At 74.7% G+C, this 19978-nt stretch carries 19 protein-coding genes; 10 read left to right on the top strand and 9 right to left on the bottom strand.

What is annotated here, in order from left to right; translation table 11 throughout:
* Window positions 1-33: 33 nt before the first annotated feature.
* Genes FIC82_RS10335 through FIC82_RS10320 form a run of 4 tightly spaced genes read right to left on the bottom strand, consistent with a single transcriptional unit; the run spans window position 34 to window position 2264 of the window.
* Window positions 34-243 carry a hypothetical protein gene (locus FIC82_RS10335; protein ID WP_154798494.1) on the bottom strand — a complete coding sequence of 70 codons (210 nt, stop codon included), beginning with the start codon at window positions 241-243 and terminating at the stop codon, window positions 34-36.
* Entirely contained in the window at window positions 240-1352 is a 1113-nt protein-coding gene (locus FIC82_RS10330; RefSeq protein WP_154798493.1) for a quinone-dependent dihydroorotate dehydrogenase, read from the bottom strand. The genes FIC82_RS10335 and FIC82_RS10330 overlap by 4 nt, the downstream gene beginning before the upstream one ends.
* Window positions 1349-1891: a hypothetical protein gene (locus tag FIC82_RS10325; protein WP_154798492.1), complete on the bottom strand. Its 543-nt coding sequence runs from the start codon at window positions 1889-1891 to the stop codon at window positions 1349-1351. Before FIC82_RS10325 ends, FIC82_RS10330 begins: the two co-directional genes overlap by 4 nt.
* A gap of 16 nt (window positions 1892-1907) precedes the next feature.
* Entirely contained in the window at window positions 1908-2264 is a 357-nt protein-coding gene (locus FIC82_RS10320) for a hypothetical protein (RefSeq protein ID WP_168731717.1), read from the bottom strand.
* Between the two features lie 103 nt (window positions 2265-2367).
* On the opposite strand from FIC82_RS10320, the gene FIC82_RS10315 reads away from it, so the two are divergent.
* On the top strand, window positions 2368-3867 hold the full coding sequence (locus tag FIC82_RS10315; protein ID WP_168731716.1) for a leucyl aminopeptidase: 1500 nt from the start codon (window positions 2368-2370) through the stop codon (window positions 3865-3867).
* A 94-nt stretch (window positions 3868-3961) separates the two neighbouring features.
* On the opposite strand, the gene FIC82_RS10310 is transcribed toward FIC82_RS10315, so the two are convergent.
* Window positions 3962-4309 carry an oxidoreductase gene (locus tag FIC82_RS10310; protein ID WP_418884355.1) on the bottom strand — a complete coding sequence of 116 codons (348 nt, stop codon included), beginning with the start codon at window positions 4307-4309 and terminating at the stop codon, window positions 3962-3964.
* A 225-nt stretch (window positions 4310-4534) separates the two neighbouring features.
* Between FIC82_RS10310 and lpdA the strand changes: the two genes are divergently transcribed.
* The 3 genes from lpdA (at window position 4535) to FIC82_RS10295 (ending at window position 8798) form a co-directional block, all read left to right on the top strand.
* On the top strand, window positions 4535-5917 hold the full coding sequence (gene lpdA / locus FIC82_RS10305) for a dihydrolipoyl dehydrogenase (RefSeq protein ID WP_168731715.1): 1383 nt from the start codon (window positions 4535-4537) through the stop codon (window positions 5915-5917).
* A 30-nt stretch (window positions 5918-5947) separates the two neighbouring features.
* On the top strand, window positions 5948-7756 hold the full coding sequence (gene sucB / locus FIC82_RS10300) for a 2-oxoglutarate dehydrogenase, E2 component, dihydrolipoamide succinyltransferase (RefSeq protein ID WP_154798491.1): 1809 nt from the start codon (window positions 5948-5950) through the stop codon (window positions 7754-7756).
* A gap of 148 nt (window positions 7757-7904) precedes the next feature.
* Entirely contained in the window at window positions 7905-8798 is an 894-nt protein-coding gene (locus FIC82_RS10295) for a TIGR01777 family oxidoreductase (RefSeq protein WP_154798490.1), read from the top strand.
* Window positions 8799-8847: 49 nt separating this feature from the next.
* On the opposite strand, the gene FIC82_RS10290 is transcribed toward FIC82_RS10295, so the two are convergent.
* A complete protein-coding gene (locus FIC82_RS10290) occupies window positions 8848-10344 on the bottom strand; it encodes a hypothetical protein (RefSeq protein WP_154798489.1) in 1497 nt (498 codons plus the stop codon).
* A 248-nt stretch (window positions 10345-10592) separates the two neighbouring features.
* Window positions 10593-11633: a Gfo/Idh/MocA family protein gene (locus FIC82_RS10285; RefSeq protein ID WP_154798488.1), complete on the bottom strand. Its 1041-nt coding sequence runs from the start codon at window positions 11631-11633 to the stop codon at window positions 10593-10595.
* 163 nt (window positions 11634-11796) lie between these two features.
* Here FIC82_RS10285 and FIC82_RS10280 point away from each other — a divergent pair, with 163 nt between their 5' ends.
* Entirely contained in the window at window positions 11797-12510 is a 714-nt protein-coding gene (locus tag FIC82_RS10280; protein WP_253691030.1) for an HNH endonuclease family protein, read from the top strand.
* Here FIC82_RS10280 and FIC82_RS10275 read toward each other — a convergent pair.
* Window positions 12423-14717, bottom strand: a complete 2295-nt coding sequence (locus FIC82_RS10275; RefSeq protein ID WP_336240018.1) for an MMPL family transporter — start codon at window positions 14715-14717, stop codon at window positions 12423-12425. The two genes, FIC82_RS10280 and FIC82_RS10275, sit on opposite strands and share 88 nt — an antisense overlap.
* A gap of 104 nt (window positions 14718-14821) precedes the next feature.
* Between FIC82_RS10275 and FIC82_RS10270 the strand changes: the two genes are divergently transcribed.
* From FIC82_RS10270 to FIC82_RS10250, 5 genes are all read left to right on the top strand, one after another.
* The gene (locus FIC82_RS10270) at window positions 14822-15325 is read left to right on the top strand and encodes a MarR family winged helix-turn-helix transcriptional regulator (protein ID WP_253691028.1); all 504 of its coding nucleotides are present in this window, start codon (window positions 14822-14824) and stop codon (window positions 15323-15325) included.
* 9 nt (window positions 15326-15334) lie between these two features.
* Window positions 15335-16021: a lipoyl(octanoyl) transferase LipB gene (gene lipB / locus FIC82_RS10265; protein ID WP_154798484.1), complete on the top strand. Its 687-nt coding sequence runs from the start codon at window positions 15335-15337 to the stop codon at window positions 16019-16021.
* An 83-nt stretch (window positions 16022-16104) separates the two neighbouring features.
* Window positions 16105-17463 (top strand): MFS transporter, encoded by a 1359-nt coding sequence (locus FIC82_RS10260; RefSeq protein ID WP_154798483.1) that lies wholly within the window; start codon window positions 16105-16107, stop codon window positions 17461-17463.
* Between the two features lie 106 nt (window positions 17464-17569).
* Entirely contained in the window at window positions 17570-18580 is a 1011-nt protein-coding gene (gene lipA, locus FIC82_RS10255) for a lipoyl synthase (RefSeq protein WP_168731714.1), read from the top strand.
* A gap of 10 nt (window positions 18581-18590) precedes the next feature.
* Window positions 18591-19334, top strand: coding sequence for a DUF4191 domain-containing protein (locus FIC82_RS10250; RefSeq protein WP_154798482.1), 744 nt, complete (start codon window positions 18591-18593; stop codon window positions 19332-19334).
* Window positions 19335-19464: 130 nt separating this feature from the next.
* Here FIC82_RS10250 and FIC82_RS10245 read toward each other — a convergent pair whose 3' ends face one another.
* Window positions 19465-19941 carry an RDD family protein gene (locus tag FIC82_RS10245; protein WP_168731713.1) on the bottom strand — a complete coding sequence of 159 codons (477 nt, stop codon included), beginning with the start codon at window positions 19939-19941 and terminating at the stop codon, window positions 19465-19467.
* Window positions 19942-19978 lie beyond the last annotated feature (37 nt).

Below are 19978 nucleotides of genomic sequence, written 5' to 3'. Positions count from 1 at the left end.
TTCCCGGACCGGTCTTGACTCCTGACCAGCAGGTCAGCGGGAGCGGAGCTCCACGGGTGCGGTCGCCTGCGTGCCGTCGTGCAGGAGTCTCGCGACCGCGGCCCCCTCGGCGGCGAGCGTGCGCCACGTCTCGCCGAGCCACTGCTCGGCGTCGTACTGCGTCGTGAAGACGGGGCTCACGGGCGACACGAGGGCCCGGCCCTCCGCGTCGTCGAGCTCCCAGACCCACTGCGGCCGGATCATCGTGCCTCCCTCGCCTCGGCGCCCCGCACGTGCTCGCCCGGCTCCGGGTGGCGCACGAGCGACCGGTTGATGTGCGCCGCCCAGAGCGGGCCCTGGTAGAGGAACCCGGTGTACCCCTGGACGAGGTCGGCACCCGCGTGCAGGTAGTCACGGGCGTCGTGCGCGGTCGTGATGCCCCCGACGCCGATGATCGCCCGGCGCGGGCCCAGGCGCTCGCGCAGGCGTGCGACCACGGCGAGCCCCCGTGCACGGACGGGCGGCCCGGACAGCCCGCCCGGTCCGCGGTCGTGCCCGATGGTCGTGTTCACGGCGACGACGCCGTCGAGGTCGAGCTCGTCGACGAGGTCGGCGACCGCGTCCACGTCCTCGTCCGCGAGGTCGGGCGCGATCTTGACGAGCAGCGGCACCCGGGCGACGCCCGCGCCCGCGGTCGCGGCGTCGGCCGCCTCGCGCACCGCCACGAGGATCGGGCGCAGCGACTCGACCTCCTGGAGGTCGCGCAGCCCCGGGGTGTTGGGCGACGAGACGTTGACCACGAGGTAGTCGGCGCAGGGCGCGAGCAGGCCCGCGCTCGTCGCGTAGTCCGCCGCGGCCTCGGCCGTGGGCGTGACCTTCGTCTTGCCGATGTTGGCGCCCACGAGCACGGCACGCCCCGACCTCGTCGAGCGCAGCGCCTCGAGCCGGCGGGCGGCCGCCGCGGCGCCCTCGTTGTTGAAGCCCATGCGGTTGCGCACGCCCATCACGTCGAGCTCGCGCCACAGCCGCGGCTTCTCGTTCCCCGGCTGCGCGTGCGCGGTGACCGTGCCGATCTCGACGAAAGCGAAACCGAGCATCGTGAGTCCGCGCACGGCGCGCGCGTCCTTGTCGAACCCGCCCGCGAGGCCGAACGGCGCGGGGAAGACCTTGCCCAGGACCTCGACGCTGCCCCGGCCCCCGGCCGCGCGACCCAGGTACGGCGCGAGCGCCCCCTGCACGACGTCGCGCAGCACCGGCACGCGGCCGACGGCTCCGATGAGGTCGAACGCGACGTGGTGCGCACGCTCGGGGTCCATGCGGCGGAAGACGGTGTCGAAGAGCAGTCCGTACAGGACCGGGCGGCGGCGGGTCATGCGGCGTCCTCCGGGGCGTCGGTGGTCGTGGTGTCGGTGCTGGCGGGTTCCGTCGGTGCGGCGGCGTTCCCCGTGGACGCGCCCGGACGGGTGCGCCAGAGCCACCAGAGCCCCACGAACGGCAGGACGAGCGGCACGTAGCCGTAGCCCTGGCCGAAGCCGGACCAGACGGTGGCACGGGGGAAGGCCTCGGGGTCGGCGAGCGAGAAGGCGCCGACGGCGAGCACGCCGACGAGCTCGACGCCCACCGCGACCCACGCGACGCGGCGCGCGACGGAACCGCCGCGCGCGAGCGCGACCGTGGCGACGACGTACACGGCCGCCGCGAGCGCCGACAGGGCGTAGGCGACGGGTGCCTCGTGCCAGTCGCGCAGGAGCTGGACCGCGGCCCGGGCCGTGGCCGCGAGGGCGAAGATGCCGTACACGGCGACGAGCACCCGCCCGAAGCCGGTGTTCGTACGCCGCGGTCGAGGCGTCGTGCCGTGCGCCGTCGGCGTCGCCGAGGAGTCCGTCCCGTCGGGGGCGGAGGGTGCGCTCATGGCGTGGACCTCCAGGTCAGGCGTTCCAGATCTGCCACAGCCGCCACTCGAGGAACGCGACCGTGAGCGCGGCGACCGCGAGCACGACCGAGCTCCAGCGCGAGCGCTCGGCGAACGCCCACAGCGCGGCGACGGGCAGGATGAAGAGGGTGGTCACGAGGTAGCCCCACAGCAGCACGGGGTCGCTCGGCGCGGTCCCGGTGGCGCCGAGCACGCCCAGGACGACGGCCTGCACGAGGATCAGCCCCTCGATCACCGCGGCGCCCCACAGCTGGCGCAGGATCACCGCACGGTCGCGCGCGACGAACACGACGGCCCACCCGGCGAGCGCGACGCACGCCGCGACCACGAGCAGCAGGAGGGGAAGGACCACGCGGCCGAGCGTACCGGGGGCGACGCGCGGCCACGGAATCCGTCCGCAGGTCTCGCCGACCGCGCGGGGGCAGGGGCGGCGTCCCCGGGGATAGCATCGCGGGGTGGCTGAACTGACCGTCTCCAGCAAGAATCCCGCCGGTGCCAAGGTCGACGCGCTCGTCGTCGGCACCCACACGACGTCCGACGGCGTCGCGATCGTCGGGGGCGACCTGCCCCGCCCGGTGGTCGCCGCCCTCGAGGACCTCGCACCCGCGCTCGGCATCACGGGCGCGGCCGACGAGGTCCGCAAGGTGCCCGCCGGGCCCGAGCTCAAGGCCGACGTCCTCGTGCTCGTGGGCCTCGGCGCGCGACGCGCCGACGGCACCTTCAGCGCCGAGGCGCTGCGCCGCGCCGCCGGTGCCGCACTGCGCGCGCTCGCGGGGACGGCGTCGGTCGCCGTCGCGCTCCCCGTCGAGGACGAGGCAGAGCTCGGCGCCGTCGCCGAGGGCGCGCTGCTCGGCGCCTACGCGTTCGCGCGCTACCGCACGGGCGACGCGTCGGCGGCGAGCCGCCCGCCGGCGACCGTCGAGGTCCTCGCCACGGGCGCCCGCAGCTCCGCGGCCAAGGCCGCCGTCGAGCGTGCGAAGGTCGTCGCGGCCGCGGTCAACGCGACGCGCGACCTCGTCAACGCGGCGCCCAACGACCTCTTCCCGGCCGCGTTCGCCGACGTCGCGAAGCAGGCCGTCAAGGACTCGGGCGCCAAGGGCCTCAAGGTCACGGTGCTCGACGACAAGGCGCTCGCCGCGGGCGGGTACGGCGGTCTGGTCGGCGTCGGCCAGGGCTCGGCGCGCGGGCCGCGCCTCGTCAAGGTCGCCTACGCCCCGTCGCGCCCGGCCGCGAAGGTCGCCCTGGTCGGCAAGGGCATCACGTTCGACTCGGGCGGCATCTCGATCAAGCCCGCCAAGGGGATGGAGGCGATGAAGTCCGACATGGCCGGCGCCGCCGCCGTGCTCCAGACGGTCATCGCGGCCGCGCGCCTCGGCCTGCCCGTCGCCGTCACGGGCTGGCTGTGCCTCGCGGAGAACATGCCGTCGGGCACCGCGCAGCGCCCGTCGGACGTCATCACGATCCGCGGCGGCAAGACCGTCGAGGTGCTCAACACCGACGCGGAGGGCCGCCTCGTCATGGCCGACGGCCTCGTCGCCGCGGTCGAGGAGAAGCCGGACGTCGTGCTCGACGTCGCGACGCTCACCGGCGCGCAGATGGTCGCGCTCGGCAACCGCGTCTCCGCCGTCATGGGCGCCGACGACGTGCGCGCCGAGGTCGTCGCGGCCGCGGACGCCGCGGGCGAGCAGTTCTGGCCCATGCCGCTGCCCGAGGAGCTCGGCGCGTCGCTCAAGTCGAAGGTCGCGGACCTCGCGAACATCGGCGACCGGTTCGGCGGCATGCTCGTCGCGGGCCTGTTCCTCCAGGAGTTCGTCGGCGAGACGCCGTGGGCCCACCTGGACATCGCCGGCCCGGCGTTCAACGAGAGCTCCGCGCACGGCTACACCCCCGTCGGCGGCACGGGCGTCGCCGTCCGCACCCTCCTCCACCTGGTCGAGGCCCGAACCCGCCGCTGACCGACCCCTCGCCGAGCAGGTGGTCCTGGTCCGTCAGGTCCACCGGACGGACCAGGACCACCTGCTCGACCCTGGAAGATCGCCTGGTCGGCGGTCAGGAGCTCCGGCGCTGGCGCGAGTTCCAGTCCCGCATGCGTTGCGGGTAGCCCGTGAAGCGGACGTTGTAGACGGGGACGCCCAGCGAGCCGGCGACGTCGAACGCCGTCTTCTCGTCCGGGACGCGCCGCCGCGTCCACTCGCCCGTCGTCGCGATGAGCAGCAGCGTCGCGCCCGTGTCCTGCGTGGGCGGCTCGACGTACGCCTCGACCCCGACGCGCGTGCGCACGAAGTCCTGGAGGTGCGCGAGCGTCGCACGGCGGGCGTCCGACGGCGCGGCACCGGGACCGCTCGCGGACGTGGTCGTCGCGGGACGGCGCGAGAACAGGCTGGAGAGCTTGGGCAGCCGGGGCACAGCGGCAGGGTACAGCGTGACCCTGGTCCTCCGGTGGGTGCCGCTGTCTCCAGCGTCACAGCCGCGAGGCCCTGGTTTCGATTGGGGAGCCCGTGCCCGAGGTGCCAAGATGGCACCCGGAGAACGTTCACGCACCGTGGGCCCGCGGTTCCCGTCCGGCCCGTCGACGTGCCGTGGACGTCCGCCCTCGCTCTCCCCTCGCTGAAGGAGTCGCACGTGGCCGAACCCGGCACACCATTCGACGTCGTCGTCCTGGGCGGAGGCAGCGCCGGCTACGCCACCGCGCTGCGCGCCGCCCAGCTCGGTCTCTCCGTCGCGCTCGTCGAGTCGGGCAAGCTCGGTGGTACCTGCCTGCACAACGGGTGCATCCCCACCAAGGCCCTGCTCCACGCGGCCGAGCTCGCCGACGGCGCCCGCGAGGGCGCGAGGTTCGGCGTCCGCAGCACGTTCGACGGCATCGACATGGCGGGCGTCAACAGCTACAAGGACGGCGTCGTCGCCGGTCTCTACAAGGGACTGCAGGGACTCGTGTCCTCGCGCGGCATCACGTTCGTCCAGGGCCACGGCCGGCTCGTGTCGCAGGACACCGTCGAGGTCGACGGCACCCGGTACACCGGCCGCCACGTCGTGCTCGCGACCGGCTCGTACTCGCGCTCCCTGCCGGGCCTCGAGATCGCCGGGCGGGTCATCACCTCCGACCAGGCTCTCGGGCTCGACCGGGTCCCGAAGTCGGTCGTCGTCCTCGGGGGCGGCGTGATCGGCGTCGAGTTCGCGAGCGTCTGGAAGTCCTTCGGCGCCGACGTGCAGATCGTCGAGGCACTGCCTCACCTCGTGCCCAACGAGGACGAGGCGCTGTCGAAGTCGCTCGAGCGCGCGTTCCGCAAGCGCGGCATCAAGTTCTCCCTGGGCGACCGGTTCGCGGGCGTCAAGGAGACCGACTCGGGCGTCACCGTCACCCTCGAGTCGGGCAAGACCTTCGAGGCCGAGCTGCTGCTCGTCGCCGTCGGGCGCGGCCCGCGCACCGCGGACCTCGGGTTCGAGGCGCAGGGCGTCACGCTCGACCGCGGGTTCGTGATCGTCGACGAGCGCCTGCACACGGGCGTCGGGAACATCTGGGCCGCGGGTGACATCGTCCCCGGGCTCCAGCTCGCGCACCGCGGGTTCGCCCAGGGCATCTTCCTCGCCGAGCAGATCGCCGGGCTCGACCCGACGCCGATCGTCGAGTCGTCGATCCCGCGCGTCACGTACTGCGAGCCGGAGATCGCGTCCGTCGGTGTCACGGAGGCCGCGGCGATCGAGACGTGGGGCGCCGACCAGGTCGAGTCCCTCGAGTACAACCTCGCCGGCAACGGCAAGAGCAAGATCCTCGCGACCAGCGGCTTCGTGAAGCTCGTACGTCGCAAGGACGGTCCCGTCGTCGGCGTGCACATGATCGGCGCGCGCGTCGGCGAGCTCGTCGGCGAGGGGCAGCTCATCGTGGGCTGGGAGGCGTACCCGGAGGACGTCGCCGCACTGGTCCACGCCCACCCCACCCAGAACGAGGCACTCGGAGAGGCGCACCTGGCACTCGCCGGCAAGCCTCTGCACGCCCACAACTGACCCCAACGATCGAAGGAGACCAGGCAGGTCATGTCTGAGAACGTGCAGATGCCGGCCCTCGGCGAGTCCGTCACCGAAGGCACCGTCACCCGTTGGCTCAAGTCGGTCGGCGACACCGTCGCCGTCGACGAGCCGCTGCTCGAGGTCTCGACCGACAAGGTCGACACCGAGATCCCGTCACCCGTCGCGGGCACCCTCGAGCAGATCCTCGTCCAGGAGGACGAGACCGTCGAGGTCGGCGCGAACCTCGCCGTGATCGGCGACGGCTCGGGCGGTGGCGGCTCCGCGCCGGCCCCCGCCGAGGCCGAGGCCCCCGCCCCGCAGGCCGAGCCCGAGCCCGAGCCCCAGCAGCCCGCCGCCCAGGAGGCGCCCGCAGCACCCGCTCCGGCCGAGCAGCCCGCGCCGTCCGGCGACTCCGCCGGCGGGGGCGAGGAGATCAAGCTCCCGGCGCTCGGCGAGTCCGTCACCGAGGGCACCGTGACCCGGTGGCTCAAGTCGGTCGGCGACACCGTCGAGGTCGACGAGCCGCTGCTCGAGGTCTCGACCGACAAGGTCGACACCGAGGTCCCCTCCCCCGTCGCCGGTACCGTCCAGCAGATCCTCGTCCAGGAGGACGAGACCGTCGAGGTCGGCACCGTGCTCGCGATCGTCGGGTCGGGCGCCGCCCCGGCCGCGGCACCCGCGGCCCCGGCCGAGCAGCCCGCCCAGGAGGCCCCGAAGCAGGAGTCCGCTCCTGCCGAGGCGCCGACCGAGGCGCGCACGCCCGCGAGCGAGGCGGACGTCCCCGCGCAGGCCGCGCAGGAGGAGACGCCCGCCCAGGCGCCGAGCGCCCCCTCCGCCGAGAAGCCGGCCGCGCCGTCGGCTCCGGGTGCGACCCCGGCTCCGGCCGCGAAGGCCGGCGGCACCTACCTCACGCCGCTCGTGCGCAAGCTCGCCGCGGACAAGGGCGTCGACCTCTCGTCCCTCACGGGCACGGGCGTCGGCGGCCGCATCCGCAAGGAGGACGTGCTCGACGCCGCGCGCAAGGCGGAGGAGGCCAAGTCGGCTCCCGCGGCGGCCGCACCCGCCGCTCCCGCGGCCGGTGGTGCTCCGAAGAAGGCCCCGGTCCCGGCGGTCTCGCCGCTGCGCGGCACGACCGAGAAGACGAGCCGCCTGCGCAAGCTCGTCGCGAGCCGCATGGTCGAGGCGCTGAGCACCCAGGCCCAGCTCACGACGGCCGTCGAGGTCGACGTCACGCGCGTCGCCGCGCTGCGCAACCGCGCCAAGGCGGACTTCAAGGCGCGCGAGGGTGCCAACCTCACGTTCCTGCCGTTCTTCACGCTCGCCGCCGTCGAGGCGCTCAAGGCCTACCCGAAGATCAACGCGACCTTCGCCGAGGACGAGATCACCTACCACGGCCAGGAGAACGTCGGCATCGCGGTCGACACCGAGCGCGGCCTCGTCGTCCCGGTGATCAAGGACGCGGGCGACCTCAACCTCGCCGGCATCGCGCGCAAGATCTCCGACCTCGGCTCGCGCACGCGCGCCAACAAGGTCGGGCCGGACGAGCTCGCGGGCGGGACGTTCACGATCACGAACACCGGCTCGGGCGGCGCCGTCTTCGACACGCCGATCGTCCCGGTCGGCCAGGTGGCGATCCTCGGCACGGGGACCATCACCAAGCGCGCGGTCGTCGTGACGGACGCGGACGGGAACGACACGATCGGCATCCGCTCGACGTGCTTCATCTTCCTGTCGTACGACCACCGCCTGGTCGACGGTGCGGACGCAGCGCGCTTCCTCACCACGATCAAGAACCGCATCGAGGAGGGCGCGTTCGAGGCCGAGGTCGGCCTCTGACAGGCCGCGTCCCCTGACGCACCACCGAGGGGCCCCGACCGTCACGGTCGGGGCCCCTCGGCGTATCCGCACCGGCAACGGCGCCGGGCCGCGGAGGAGTTCCCCGCCACAGGTGCGCAGGGTCGTCGCGGACCCGTAGCGTGGTCCCATGGACATCGTCGTGGCGGGCTCGCACGGATTCATCGGCGGCGAGCTGCTCGAGCGGCTGCGCGAGGACGGCCACCACGTGCGCCGGCTCGTGCGGCGCGCGCCGCAGACGTCCGACGAGCACGAGTGGGACCCCGACGCGGGTGTCCTGGACCCCGGTGCGATCGAGGGGGCCGACGCCGTGGTGAACCTCGCCGGCGCGGGGATCGGCGACCACCGGTGGACGACGCAGTACAAGCGGACGCTGGTCACGTCCCGGACGCGGACCACCGGCCTCCTCGCCCGGACGATGGCCGGCCTCGACGCGCCGCCGCCCGTGTGGGTCCAGGGCTCCGCGATCGGCTACTACGGCGACCGGGGCGCACAGGTGCTGACGGAGACCTCGGCGTCGGGCGACGGCTTCCTCGCCCGGCTGGTCCGCGAGTGGGAGGCAGCCACGGCCCCGGCCGAGCAGGCGGGCGTCCGGGTGGTCCACGCGCGGACGGGGATCGTGCTGTCCTCCGAGGGCGGCGCGCTCGGCAGGCTCCTGCCGCTGCTGCGGCTCGGCGTCGGCGGGCGGCTCGGCCCCGGCACCCAGTACTGGAGCTGGATCACGCTGCGCGACGAGGTCGACGCGCTGCGGCACCTGCTCACCGCGCCCGTGCACGGCCCGGTCAACCTGTGCTCGCCCCACCCCGCGACGAACGCGGAGGTCACGCGGGCGCTCGCGCACGAGCTGCACCGGCCGGCGGTGCTGGCCGTGCCGTCGATCGCGCTGCACGTCGTGCTCGGAGAGCTCGCGTCCGACATCCTCGGCTCCCAGCGCGCCCTGCCGACCGTGCTCGAGGCGAGCGGCTTCACGTACTCCGACCCGCACCTCGACGACGCCGCGCGCTGGGTCGCCGAGAACCTCTGAGCTCCCTCGTCACGGTGCCGTCGGCTCACGGTGCCGTCGACGCGCCCGGTCACCGCACCTCGAGAACCCGCCACCCTCCGTCCGTCCAGCGGAGCACGAGGACGACCGTGGTGCGCGGGGTCGCAGGCACGTGGACCTCCCCCTCGTCGGTGCGCTGGCGGTGCGGGCTGACGGCGTAGTCCACCTCCACGACCGCGTCCACGGGTCCGTCCGCCCCCGCGGTCGCGGGGGACCACGGCTCCGCCGGCCGCGCGTCGAAGACCTCCGCCTGCGCATCGAGCACGTCCACACCGTCGAGCTCGACCAGCACCGCGGCGTCGCGCGCCTCCGCCGGTGAACCGGCGACGACGACGGACGACAGGTCCCCGGCGCCGTCGGTCAGCAACGCGAGCCGACGCGCGGTGAGCTCCCGCGCGGCGCTGCTCGGGTCGGCGGGGTCGAGCACCGCGTCCGCAGGCGGCGCCGCGCCGTCGGTCGTCGCCACCGTGCCTGGCACGGGGTCGTCACGTTCCGGCGACGACCCCGTCGGGCCGAGGAACGCCAGGACCGCCACGAGGCCTCCGCACGCGAGGACGATCCCGGCGCTCACGACCACCGCGCGGACGGCGCCTCGTCGTCGTGCGCTCCCGCGCCCCCCGTTCCCGTGCGCGCGCGACCGGCGCGATCCCCGTGGCGCACCGCCGGCATCCCGCCGCGCGCGCCGCGACGTGGGCGTCGGCAGCGCGGGCGACGGCGACCCGGTTGACGCAGGCGACGACGTGCGACGCCCGCCGAACGCCCCGGCGACGAGGCGGGCGGCATCGGGCATCACGACCGGCCGCGGCTCGACCGCGTCGTAGCAGCGCGCCGCGAAGGTCCCCACCGCGGGGCGCGCCGAGGGCTCGTCGCGCAACGCCACGGAGAGCTCGGCGTGCAGCGCCGCGAGGTCACGCGCCTCGTCCGGGTCGTCGGGGGCCCGGTAGGAGGGGTGGCTCGTCGCCGGCGGCGGGACGAGGTCGAGCACGAGCCGGGCGAGGTCACCCACGTCGTCGGCCGCCGTCCCGCTCGCGGGCGTCAACGGGGGCGTCAGGACCGCACGGCCGCTGGGCGTGACGACGACGGACGCGGCGTCCAGGCTCCCGTGGACACGACCGGACCGGTGCAGACCCGCCAGTCCCTGCGCCACGGGAACGAGCACGGTCACCGCCTCGGCCGCCCGGAACGGCTCCCGGGCCGCGGCGAGCTCGTCGAGACGCAGCCCGTCGACGTGGTCGACGAGGACGGCGAGCGTCGACTCCCCCGCCTCGACGACGTCGCGGACCGACCGCAGGTGCTCGCTCTCGCGGGAGAGCTCGCGGAGGTGCGTGACCAGGGCGTCGCGGGCCGCGGGCTCCGCGGGGGCGACGAGCCGCTCGACCTCGCACACGGTCCCTGCGCCGTCGTGCGCGACCGTCCCGCCGCGGGCGCCCGGTTCCCGGCGCACGGACCACCCGGCCACGGCGAGCGCCGTCACGAGGTCGAGGTCCGGCTCGGCGGACGGTCGCGGACGGCGGGGCGACGACGGCATACCCCCATCTCACCCCGTGCCGGAGCCCTCGGAGCGGTTGTCCACAGGCCGGATCGCGGGCCGGGTCCCGCGGCGCGCGCGGGCGCGTCCGCCCCCACCGCCCGCCGTCGACCACCGCGGTCCTGAGTCGCGTCGTCGCGTGGACGGAGCCCCGCCCGCGGACTCGCGCGACCACGGTTCTACCTCGGCCGGCCACGGTTCTCCTTCACGCGCCACGGTTCGCCCGCCGACGGGTCGTTCGGTGCGGGTCAGACGGCGACGAGGCACCCGTCGCGGGCGCTGCGGCGTGCGGCGTCGAGGACCTCGGCGGTGCGGACGGCGTCGCGGGGGTCCACGGGGACGGGACCGCCGTCGAGGACCCAGGCCGCGACCGCGCGGTAGAAGTCGGCGTGACCGCCCGGTGCCTGCGCGACGGGCTCGCGCTCACGCCCGCGCGTGACCCAGCCGAGGGTGCCGTCGGGGGCGGCGTCGTCGAACACCTCGAAGGGCGAGGCGTCGTTCTCGAAGGTCGTGACGACGTACGCCCCGGCCGTCCCGAGCACGCGCGTGCGCGGCCCCGGGGCGCCGACGACGGAGCCCGCCCAGAGCCGGCTCACGACGGCGTTCCCGTCGCCGTCGGGCTCGTGGTGCAGCACGAGGAACACGTCGTCCTCGGTCGGGGTGGTGTGCGAGCGCAGCTCGGCCCAGACACCCGTGACGCGCCCGAAGAGCTGGGTCGCCGAGTCGACGAGGTGCGGCCCGAGGTCGAGCAGCAGGCCGCCGCCGACGAGGTCGTTCTCCTTCCAGCGCTGCTGCGGCACCGGGCGCCACCGCTCCCACCGACGCTCGAACGTGTGGACGCGCCCGAGCTCGCCCCGGTCGAGCACGGAGCGCAGGGTGAGCTGCTCGGGGTCCCAGCGGCGGTTCTGGAAGACCGTGAGGGGCGTCCCCGCCTCCTCGGCGGTCGCGACGACGGCGGCGGAGGCGACGGCCCCGAGCGCGAGGGGCTTGTCGACGACGACCGGCACCCCGGCACGCGCGAGCGCCGTGGCGTGGTCGGCGTGAAGGGCCGACGGGCTCGCGACCACGACGACGTCGTACGCGTCGCGATCGGCGAGGAGCGACTCGAGGTCGTCGTGCAGGTGGACACCGGGCCAGTCCTCCTGCGCCGACGCGCGGCGCTCCGGCGAGCGGACCACGACGGCCGTGACGACGTGCCCGGCCTCGCGCACGAGGCGCGCGTGGATGCCGCGGCCGGCGCCTCCGTACCCGACGATCCCGACCCTGAGCGTGCGTGCGGCGGTGTCCATGGCGACCAATCTAGCGGCGGCCACGACGGGTTCCGGCGGGCTGTCGAGCGGTGGTCGGGGCACCCTCCGATACCTGGCAGAATGTGCGCGTTGGTCCGGTATGGAGCGCTGCGTGCCGTCTCGCGCGGGTCGGGCCGAGAATCGGTTTCGGGAAGGTCGTCCCTTGAGCACCACGAGCCGCCGAGTCCCTCGTCGGAGTGTCCTGCGCTACCTGCTCATCGCGCTGGCGGTCGCGATCGTCGTCGCGAACGTCATCAACCAGCAGTCGGTCGCGGCGGACGACGAGCCCGACCCGACCCCGGGGAGCGCGCTGGAGGCGTTGGCCCGGCTGGAGGTCAAGGGTCCGGGGCCCGACACCGGGTACGAGCGATCGCTGTTCGGCGCGGCGTGGGCCGACGTCGACGGCAACGGGTGCGACACCCGCAACGACGTCCTCGCGCGCGACCTCACGGACCTCACGTTCTCGACCCGGGGCGAGGTCTGCGAGGTGCGGACCGGCACGTTCCAGGACCCGTACACGGGCGAGACGATCGACTTCCGCCGCGGCAACGCGACGAGCATGGCGGTGCAGATCGACCACGTGGTCCCGCTGCTCGACGCGTGGCGCAAGGGCGCCCGCGCCTGGGACGACGAGACGCGCCGGCAGTTCGCGAACGACCCGCTCAACCTCCTCGCGTCCGACGGTCCGTCGAACCAGTCGAAGGGCGCGCGCGACGCGTCGGCGTGGCTGCCCCCGAACCACGCGTTCCGCTGCCCGTACGTCGCGCGGCAGATTGCGGTGAAGGCCACCTACGAGCTCTCGGTCACGCCGTCGGAGTCGGAGGCGATGGCGCGCGTGCTGGCCGACTGCCCCGCCGAGCCGCTCCCGGCGGGCTGAGAAGGCTCCCCCGGTCCGCGGTCCAGGCGTCCGAGGGCGCTCGGCCACCAGGAGCGACGGCCGACGTCGTGCACGAGGGCGGGGACGAGGAGCGACCGCACGACGAGGGTGTCGACGAGGACGCCGAACGCGACGATGAACGCGAGCTGGGCGAGGAAGAGCAGCGGGATGATCCCGAGCGCGGCGAACGTGGCCGCGAGCACGACGCCCGCCGACGTGATGACCGACCCGGTGACCGCGAGACCGCGCAGCACGCCGCGCCGCGTCCCGACCCGCAGGCTCTCCTCCCGCACGCGCGTCATGAGGAAGATCGAGTAGTCGACGCCGAGCGCGACGAGGAAGCAGAACGCGTAGAGCGGGACGGCCGGGTCCGCGCCGGGGAAGTCCAGCACGTGGTTGAAGACGATCGCGGCGACGCCGAGCGCGGCACCGAACGACAGCACGTTCGCGAGCATCAGCAGCACGGGCGCGAGCACGGACCGCAGCAGCAGGATGAGGATCAGCAGGATCACGACCAGCACGACGGGCACGATGACCCGCAGGTCGCGCTGCCCGGCGAGCTGGGTGTCCAGGCGCTCGGCCGCGGCACCGCCGACGACGGCCTCCGGTGAGACCTCGTGCACGGCGTCGCGCAGCGCGGAGACCGTCTCCACCGCCTCCTGGCTGTCGGACGGCGCCTCGGTCGTGACGTCGACGCGGACCATCCCGTCGACGACGAGCGGGTCGCCCTGGGCGGGCGCACCGGGAGCGACGGCGGGCTGGTCGGTGACCGGGGTCGCCGCGGCGACGCCGTCGGTGCCCTCCGCGGCCGCGACGACGGCGTCGAGGTCCGCCTCGGGGGCGACGACGGTCGCCGGCTGCGCGGACACGCCCTCGAAGTGCGCGGTGAGCGCCTCCTCGCCCGCGACCGAGTCGACGTCCGCGAGGAACACCTCCGAGTCGCCGGTCCCCTCGGCGTCGAGCGTCGGGACGAACGCCGCGCACGCGGCGAGGACCAGTGCCGTGACGATCCACACGCGCCGGTCGTGGCGCCCGACGAAGCTCGCGACGCGCGACCACACGCCGTGCCCGTCGATGCTCACGCTGTTCTCGCTCTCGGGCGACGCCTGGTCGGCAGCGGCCTCGTGGGCCGCGTGCTCGGCGTCGTACCGCGGCATGCGCGGCCAGAACAGCGCGCGGGACCGCTGGCCGGCGACGAGCAGCAGGGCGGGAAGGAGCGTGAGCGCGGCGACGAACGCCGCGGCGATGCCGATCGCGGCGACGGGGCCGAGGCTCCGGTTGGACGACAGGTCGGACAGGAGCAGGCAGAGGAGGCCCGCGATGACGGTGCCGGCGCTCGCCGCGATCGGCTCGACCGAGGCCCGCACGGCACGGCGCAGGGCCGTCGGCGTCGACCGGACGAGGCGCAGCTCCTCGCGGTAGCGGGCCACCACGAGCAACGAGTAGTCGACCGCGGCGCCGACGACGAGGATCGAGAGGATGCCCTGGGACTGCCCGTTGAGCGTGAGCACGTCGGCGGCGGCGAGGTGGTACACGACGAGGCCGGCGAGCGTCAGCGCGAGCACGGCCGTGAGGATGACGATGAACGGCAGGATCGGCGACCGGTAGACGACCGCGAGGATGACGAGCACCGCTCCGAGCGCGACGAGCAGCAGCACGGTGTCGATCCCGCCGAACGCCGTGACGAGGTCGGCGACGAACCCGGCGGGGCCGGTGACCCACACGTCGAGCGACGTGCCGGCGAGGCCGCCGTCGGCCGCGTCCGCGGCGGCGAGGTCGCGCAGCGCGCCGACGGCGAGCTCGCTCACGCTGCTCTCGTCCGCCCCGATGCGGTCGGACGCGACGGACGCGTCGAGCGAGACGACGACGAGCGCGGCCTCCCCGTCCTCGGACGGCACGACGACCGGGTCGGCGATCGAGACGTCGCCCACGGTGGCGGGCTCGTCGCCCGAGGTCCCCTCGAGCGGTGCCCCGGGCACGGCCTTCGCGTAGGCGTCGAGCGCCGCGAGGTCGTCCGGCGTGAGCGCGCTCCCGTCGCCGGTCGTCGCGACGACGAGCGCGGGCAGCGTCTCGGAGTCGGTGAACTCCTGCGCGACCTCCGCCGCGCGCGTGGACTCGGCGCTGGCCGGGAGGAACGCGGCGGCGTCGTTCGTCTGGACGCTGCTCAGGCGACCTTGCGCCTGGCCGCCCAGTGCGCCGATGGCCATCCACAGACCGATGACTGCGACAATGATCAGTCCGCGGAGGAACCCGCCCGTCCGATTGCTCAGCATGCTGAGGAATGGTGCCATGGTGGAGGGAGGAATGCACGTTGGAGCAGTCACCGAGGGACCGCACCGGGCCGTACGCCGACCCGGACGTCGGCGACCCCACGCCCGCCGACCCCCAGGAGTGGGCCACGGGCCGCCTCCTGTTCGCTGTCGCGCGCCGGATCGAGCGGGAGTGGAACGCCCACCTCGGGCAGTGGGACCTCAACCACGCGGGCTTCCCGGTGCTCATGCACCTCCTCGCGGGCCCTCGCTCGCAGCGCGTGCTCGCCGCGGAGTCGGGCGTGACCGAGCAGACCATGAGCCGGGTCGTCGCCCGGCTCGAGCGCGCGGGGTACGTGACCCGCACAGACGACCCCACCGACAGGCGCCGTCGCGCCGTCGCGATCACTCCCGCCGGTCGCGACGCCGGTCTGGCCGCCGCGCGTCGTCGCCCCGCCGAGGAGCTCGCGACCCGCGGCCTCGACGACGCGCAGGTCGCGGCGCTGCGGGACGCCCTGCTGGCCCTGCTCGAGACCCTGCCCCGCACTCCTCACGACGAGGGTTAGCCTGGGCCGATGGACCTGCTCGCGCTGCCCGGGATCACGGAGTACCACGAGGCCTGGGACCTCCAGCGCGCGGTGCACGACGACGTCGTCGCTGTCGCCCGGCCGGACACCCTGATCCTCGTCGAGCACCCTTCCGTCTACACCGCCGGCCGCCGCACGCGTCGTGACGAACGGCCCGACGACGGCACGCCCGTCGTGGACGTGGACCGCGGCGGGAAGATCACCTGGCACGGCCCCGGGCAGCAGGTGGTGTACCCGATCGTGCGGCTCGCCGAGCCCGTCGACGTCGTCGCGTACGTGCGCGCGCTCGAGGAGGCCGTCATGGACGTGTGCGCACGGCTCGGCCTCGCCACGATGCGCGTCGAGGGGCGCAGCGGGGTCTGGGTCGCGGCCGACGAGACACGCCGCGAGCGCAAGGTCTGCGCGATCGGCGTGCGCGTCGCCAAAGGCGTGACGATGCACGGGCTCGCCCTCAACTGCGCCCCCGACCTCTCCCGCTTCGACCGGATCGTCCCCTGCGGCATCGAGGACGCCGACGTGACGTCGCTCACCGCCGAGCTCGGGCGCGAGGTCACCCTCGCCGAGGTCGCGCCGCTGCTCGTCACCGCGCTGGAGGACGCGCTCGCGCCGCTGCTCGCCGCGACCGTGACCGACGACGCGCCCCGGCCCGCCCCGCAGGAAGCGCTCGCGGGCTAGGCTGGGGACTCCAGGGAATCCTCGCGCGCCGGAGTACGGGTGGGTCGGCGCGCGGTAGGACGTACCCCGAGGACCTGGACCGCATGACCACCACCCCCGCGCGCGCGGAGTCGCGCGCCCGCACCACCCCACCCCTGCCCGAACCGCCCGCGGCACCCGCGCGCACCGGCTACGGCCGGTTGCCCCAGCTCGCCGGGCGCGCATTCCTCCCCGTGGCGTTCCTCGCTCGGCTCCCCTTCTCGATGCTCACCATCGGGACGCTGCTCCTCGTGTCGTCGACGACGGGGTCCGTCGCGCTCGGCGGGCTCGCCTCGGCCGCGACCGCGCTGGGGACGGCGCTCGGCGGTCCGACCCAGGGCGCGCTCGCGGACCGCGTGGGCCAGCGCCGGGTCCTGCTCGTCGCCGTCCCCGTGGCGACGCTCGCGGTCCTCGGCCTCGTGCTCGCCGCCTCCGCGCCCGGCGCGACGACTGCCGTCCTGGCGGCTGCGGCGGTGACAGGCGCGAGCGCGCCCCAGGTCGGCCCGCTCGCGCGCGTGCGCTGGCTCCGGCTCGCCGCGGACGAGCCACGCACCGTCGAGGCCGCGATGAGCTACGAGAGCACCGCGGACGAGGTGAGCTTCGTGCTCGGGCCCGCGCTCGTCGGGGTGCTCGCGTCCACCGGCTCGCCGCAGGTCGCCGTCCTCGTCGCAGCGAGCGGCATCGCCGTCTTCGGCACCGCGTTCGCGCTCCACCCGACGGCGCGCGCGGTCGTCCCGCGGGCCTCCGTCGTGCCCGACGACGCCCTGCACCCGGGCGAGGCAGCGCCTGGCCGGCGGTCGGTCGGGATCGCGACCCTCGTGCGGCGCGAGGCCGTCGTGCTCGTCGGGATGCTCGCGATGGGTCTGCTGTTCGGGGGGACCCAGGCCGCGCTCACCGCGCTGACCCGCGACGCCGGCGCGCCCGGGAGCGCGGGTCTCGTCTACGCCGTCATGGGGGTGGGCTCCGCCGTCACCGCGCTGTCGGTCGTCGCGCTCCCCCGCCACTGGGGCCTGCGCAGCCGGTGGATCACCTTCGCCGCCGGGCTCGTCGCGGGCACGGTCGCCCTCGTCGTCTCCGCTGCCCTCGCGGCCGCGAGCGGCTCGCTGACGGCCGTCGTCGTCGCGGTCGCGGCGACCGGTCTGTTCGTCGGGCCCGTCATGGTCACGGTGTTCACGGTCGCGGGCGACCGCGCGCCCGCCGGGCGGACGGCGTCGGCCATGACCCTCGTCGCGAGCGCGAACGTCGTCGGCGTCGCGATCGGCGCGTCCGGCGGCGGCGCGCTCGCCGACGCCGTCTCGACGACGGCTGCCTTCGCGCTGCCCGTCGTCGCCGCGGTCCTGCTCGTCGTGACCGGGGTGTCGCTGACGTCACGTCCACAGGGTGAGCGAGGCGCGGGAGACGCCGGTGGCGAGCGCGTAGTCTGACCGGAGTCCGGCGTCGTACCAGGGCGCGCACCCGAACGGTGCGCCGCCCACCTGCCTGCTCGGCGCGACGTCGGCGCTCACTCGCCACGACGACCGGGAGACACCCGTGACGATCGCACCTGAAGGACGGCGCATGCTGCGGGTCGAGGCCCGCAACGCCGCGACGCCGATCGAGAAGAAGCCCGAGTGGATCAAGACCCGCGCGACCATGGGCCCGGAGTACTCCGAGCTCAAGGGGCTCGTGAAGCGCGAGGGCCTGCACACGGTCTGCGAGGAGGCGGGCTGTCCCAACATCTTCGAGTGCTGGGAGGACCGCGAGGCGACGTTCCTCATCGGCGGCGACCAGTGCACGCGGCGCTGCGACTTCTGCCAGATCGACACGGGCAAGCCGGCCGACTTCGACGCGGACGAGCCACGTCGCGTCGCGGAGTCCGTCCAGGCGATGGGCCTGCGCTACTCGACCATCACGGGCGTCGCGCGCGACGACCTGCCCGACGGCGGTGCCTGGCTCTACGCGGAGACCGTCCGTCAGATCCACCAGCTCAACCCGGGCACCGGCGTCGAGCTGCTCATCCCGGACTTCAACGCGATCCCCGAGCTGCTCGACGAGGTGAACGCGTCGCGCCCCGAGGTGCTCGCGCACAACCTCGAGACCGTGCCGCGCATCTTCAAGCAGATCCGCCCGGGCTTCCGCTACGAGCGCTCGCTCTCGGTGCTCACGCGGGCGCGCGAGGCCGGGCTCGTCACCAAGTCGAACATCATCCTCGGCATGGGCGAGACGATCGACGAGGCCAAGGACGCGCTGCAGGACCTGCACGACGCCGGCTGCGACCTCGTGACGATCACCCAGTACCTGCGCCCGTCGCTGCGTCACCACCCGGTGGACCGGTGGGTCAAGCCCGAGGAGTTCGTCGAGCTGTCGGACGCCGCGGAGGAGATCGGCTTCCTCGGCGTCATGTCGGGCCCGCTCGTGCGGTCGTCGTACCGCGCGGGACGCCTGTGGGGCCAGGCCATGACGCGCCGCGGCATGGAGATTCCCGCCGCGCTCGCACACCTCGCCGAGCCGACGACGTCCCGCCAGGAGGCCGCGAGCCTGCTGGCCCGTTCCCCCCACTAGACTGACCGCCATGGCCCGCAAGAACTCGGACAGCACCGGCGCGCCCGCCGCCGGCGAGCAGGTCGCGAAGCAGAAGAAGCCCAAGAAGCAGCGCTGGTACCACCAGGTGTGGGCCGCGTACCAGATGACGCGCAAGCAGGACCCGGCGGTCACGTGGGTCATGCTCGGCGTGTTCGTCGGCATCATCGCCGTCGCGCTCGGCATCGGCCTGTGGTGGGGCCAGTGGGTCTACACCCTCATCGTCGGCATCCCGTTCGCGGCGCTGGGCGCGATGTTCGTCCTCACGCGTCGGGCCGAGCGTGCCGCCTACAAGCAGATCGAGGGCCAGCCCGGCGCCGCCCGTGCCGCGCTCGGGACGATCCGCCGCGGCTGGACGTTCGACGAGGAGCCCGTCGCGATCGACCCGCGCACGCAGGACCTCGTGTTCCGCGGCGTCGGCCGGGCCGGCGTCGTCCTGGTGAGCGAGGGCCCGGCGCACCGCGCGAAGCGTCAGCTCGACGCCGAGCGCAAGCGCGTCGCGCGCGTGCTGCCGAACGTGCCGATCACGACGATCCAGGTCGGCGACGAGGAGGGCCAGGTCGCCCTGCCCAAGCTCCCGCGCGCCGTCCAGAAGCTCAAGCCGACGCTCACCAAGCCGGAGACGGCCGAGGTCTCCAAGCGCCTGCGCGCGCTCGGGGTCTCGCGCCTGCCGATCCCCAAGGGCATCGACCCGACGCGCGCCCGCCCCGACCGCAAGGGCCTCAAGGGCCGCTGACCCAGCTTCTCCTGCTGCACGACGACGCCCGGCCGGGCGAGGATCGCTCCTCACCGGCCGGGCGTCGTCGTCCGGGTAGCCCGGGCCCTCTGGGCGGCAGGGAGAGCGGGTGCGCCGCCCGGAGCCGCCGTCAGGTGCGGACGAGGACGGTGCCCGCGGCGCGGTCGTGGAGGCCGCGCCCGTCGGCGTCCCACACGACCGCGGGGATGACGAGGCACAGGAGCAGGGTGCGCAGCGCGCCGCGGCCGATGCCGACCATGCGCGCGGGCTCGGAGAGGCGGCGGACCCGCATCCCCATCACCCGGTGCCCGACCGTGAAGCCGAGCGTGCTCACGAGCAGGACGTTCTCGATCGCGAAGACGAGCGGCTGCGACCAGACCGGGAGCGCGGAGATGCCCTCGAAGAAGCCCGGCGCAGCGGGCTTGAAGAAGAGGAAGGCGACGAGCGTCGCGAGCACCCAGTCGATGACGAGCGCGACGACGCGCCGACCCAGGGTCGCGAGCGACCCCGGCCCGTCGGGCGGGAGCCCGAGCCGCGCACCACGGCCGTCCTGCTGACCGCTCGGGGAGCCCTCGAGCCACGAACCCATGTCCTCGCGTGAAACCACGGGACCAGGGTACGTGCCGCGACATGGACACCCCCGA

This window comes from Cellulosimicrobium protaetiae (assembly GCF_009708005.2).
Taxonomy (GTDB): Bacteria; Actinomycetota; Actinomycetes; order Actinomycetales; family Cellulomonadaceae; genus Cellulosimicrobium; species Cellulosimicrobium protaetiae.
This window is presented reverse-complemented; position numbering and strand designations above follow the sequence as displayed.

Excerpts from the sequence above, each read along its gene's own strand:
- FIC82_RS10250 (WP_154798482.1), top strand. The coding sequence starts at position 18,591 with ATGGCCCGCAAGAACTCGGACAGCACCGGCGCGCCCGCCGCCGGCGAG.
- FIC82_RS10335 (WP_154798494.1), bottom strand. The coding sequence starts at position 243 with ATGATCCGGCCGCAGTGGGTCTGGGAGCTCGACGACGCGGAGGGCCGG.
- FIC82_RS10325 (WP_154798492.1), bottom strand. The coding sequence starts at position 1,891 with ATGAGCGCACCCTCCGCCCCCGACGGGACGGACTCCTCGGCGACGCCG.
- sucB (WP_154798491.1), top strand. The coding sequence starts at position 5,948 with ATGTCTGAGAACGTGCAGATGCCGGCCCTCGGCGAGTCCGTCACCGAA.
- FIC82_RS10285 (WP_154798488.1), bottom strand. The coding sequence starts at position 11,633 with ATGGACACCGCCGCACGCACGCTCAGGGTCGGGATCGTCGGGTACGGA.
- FIC82_RS10260 (WP_154798483.1), top strand. The coding sequence starts at position 16,105 with ATGACCACCACCCCCGCGCGCGCGGAGTCGCGCGCCCGCACCACCCCA.
- lipB (WP_154798484.1), top strand. The coding sequence starts at position 15,335 with ATGGACCTGCTCGCGCTGCCCGGGATCACGGAGTACCACGAGGCCTGG.
- FIC82_RS10275 (WP_336240018.1), bottom strand. The coding sequence starts at position 14,717 with ATGGCCATCGGCGCACTGGGCGGCCAGGCGCAAGGTCGCCTGAGCAGC.
- FIC82_RS10330 (WP_154798493.1), bottom strand. The coding sequence starts at position 1,352 with ATGACCCGCCGCCGCCCGGTCCTGTACGGACTGCTCTTCGACACCGTC.
- FIC82_RS10290 (WP_154798489.1), bottom strand. The coding sequence starts at position 10,344 with ATGCCGTCGTCGCCCCGCCGTCCGCGACCGTCCGCCGAGCCGGACCTC.
- FIC82_RS10295 (WP_154798490.1), top strand. The coding sequence starts at position 7,905 with ATGGACATCGTCGTGGCGGGCTCGCACGGATTCATCGGCGGCGAGCTG.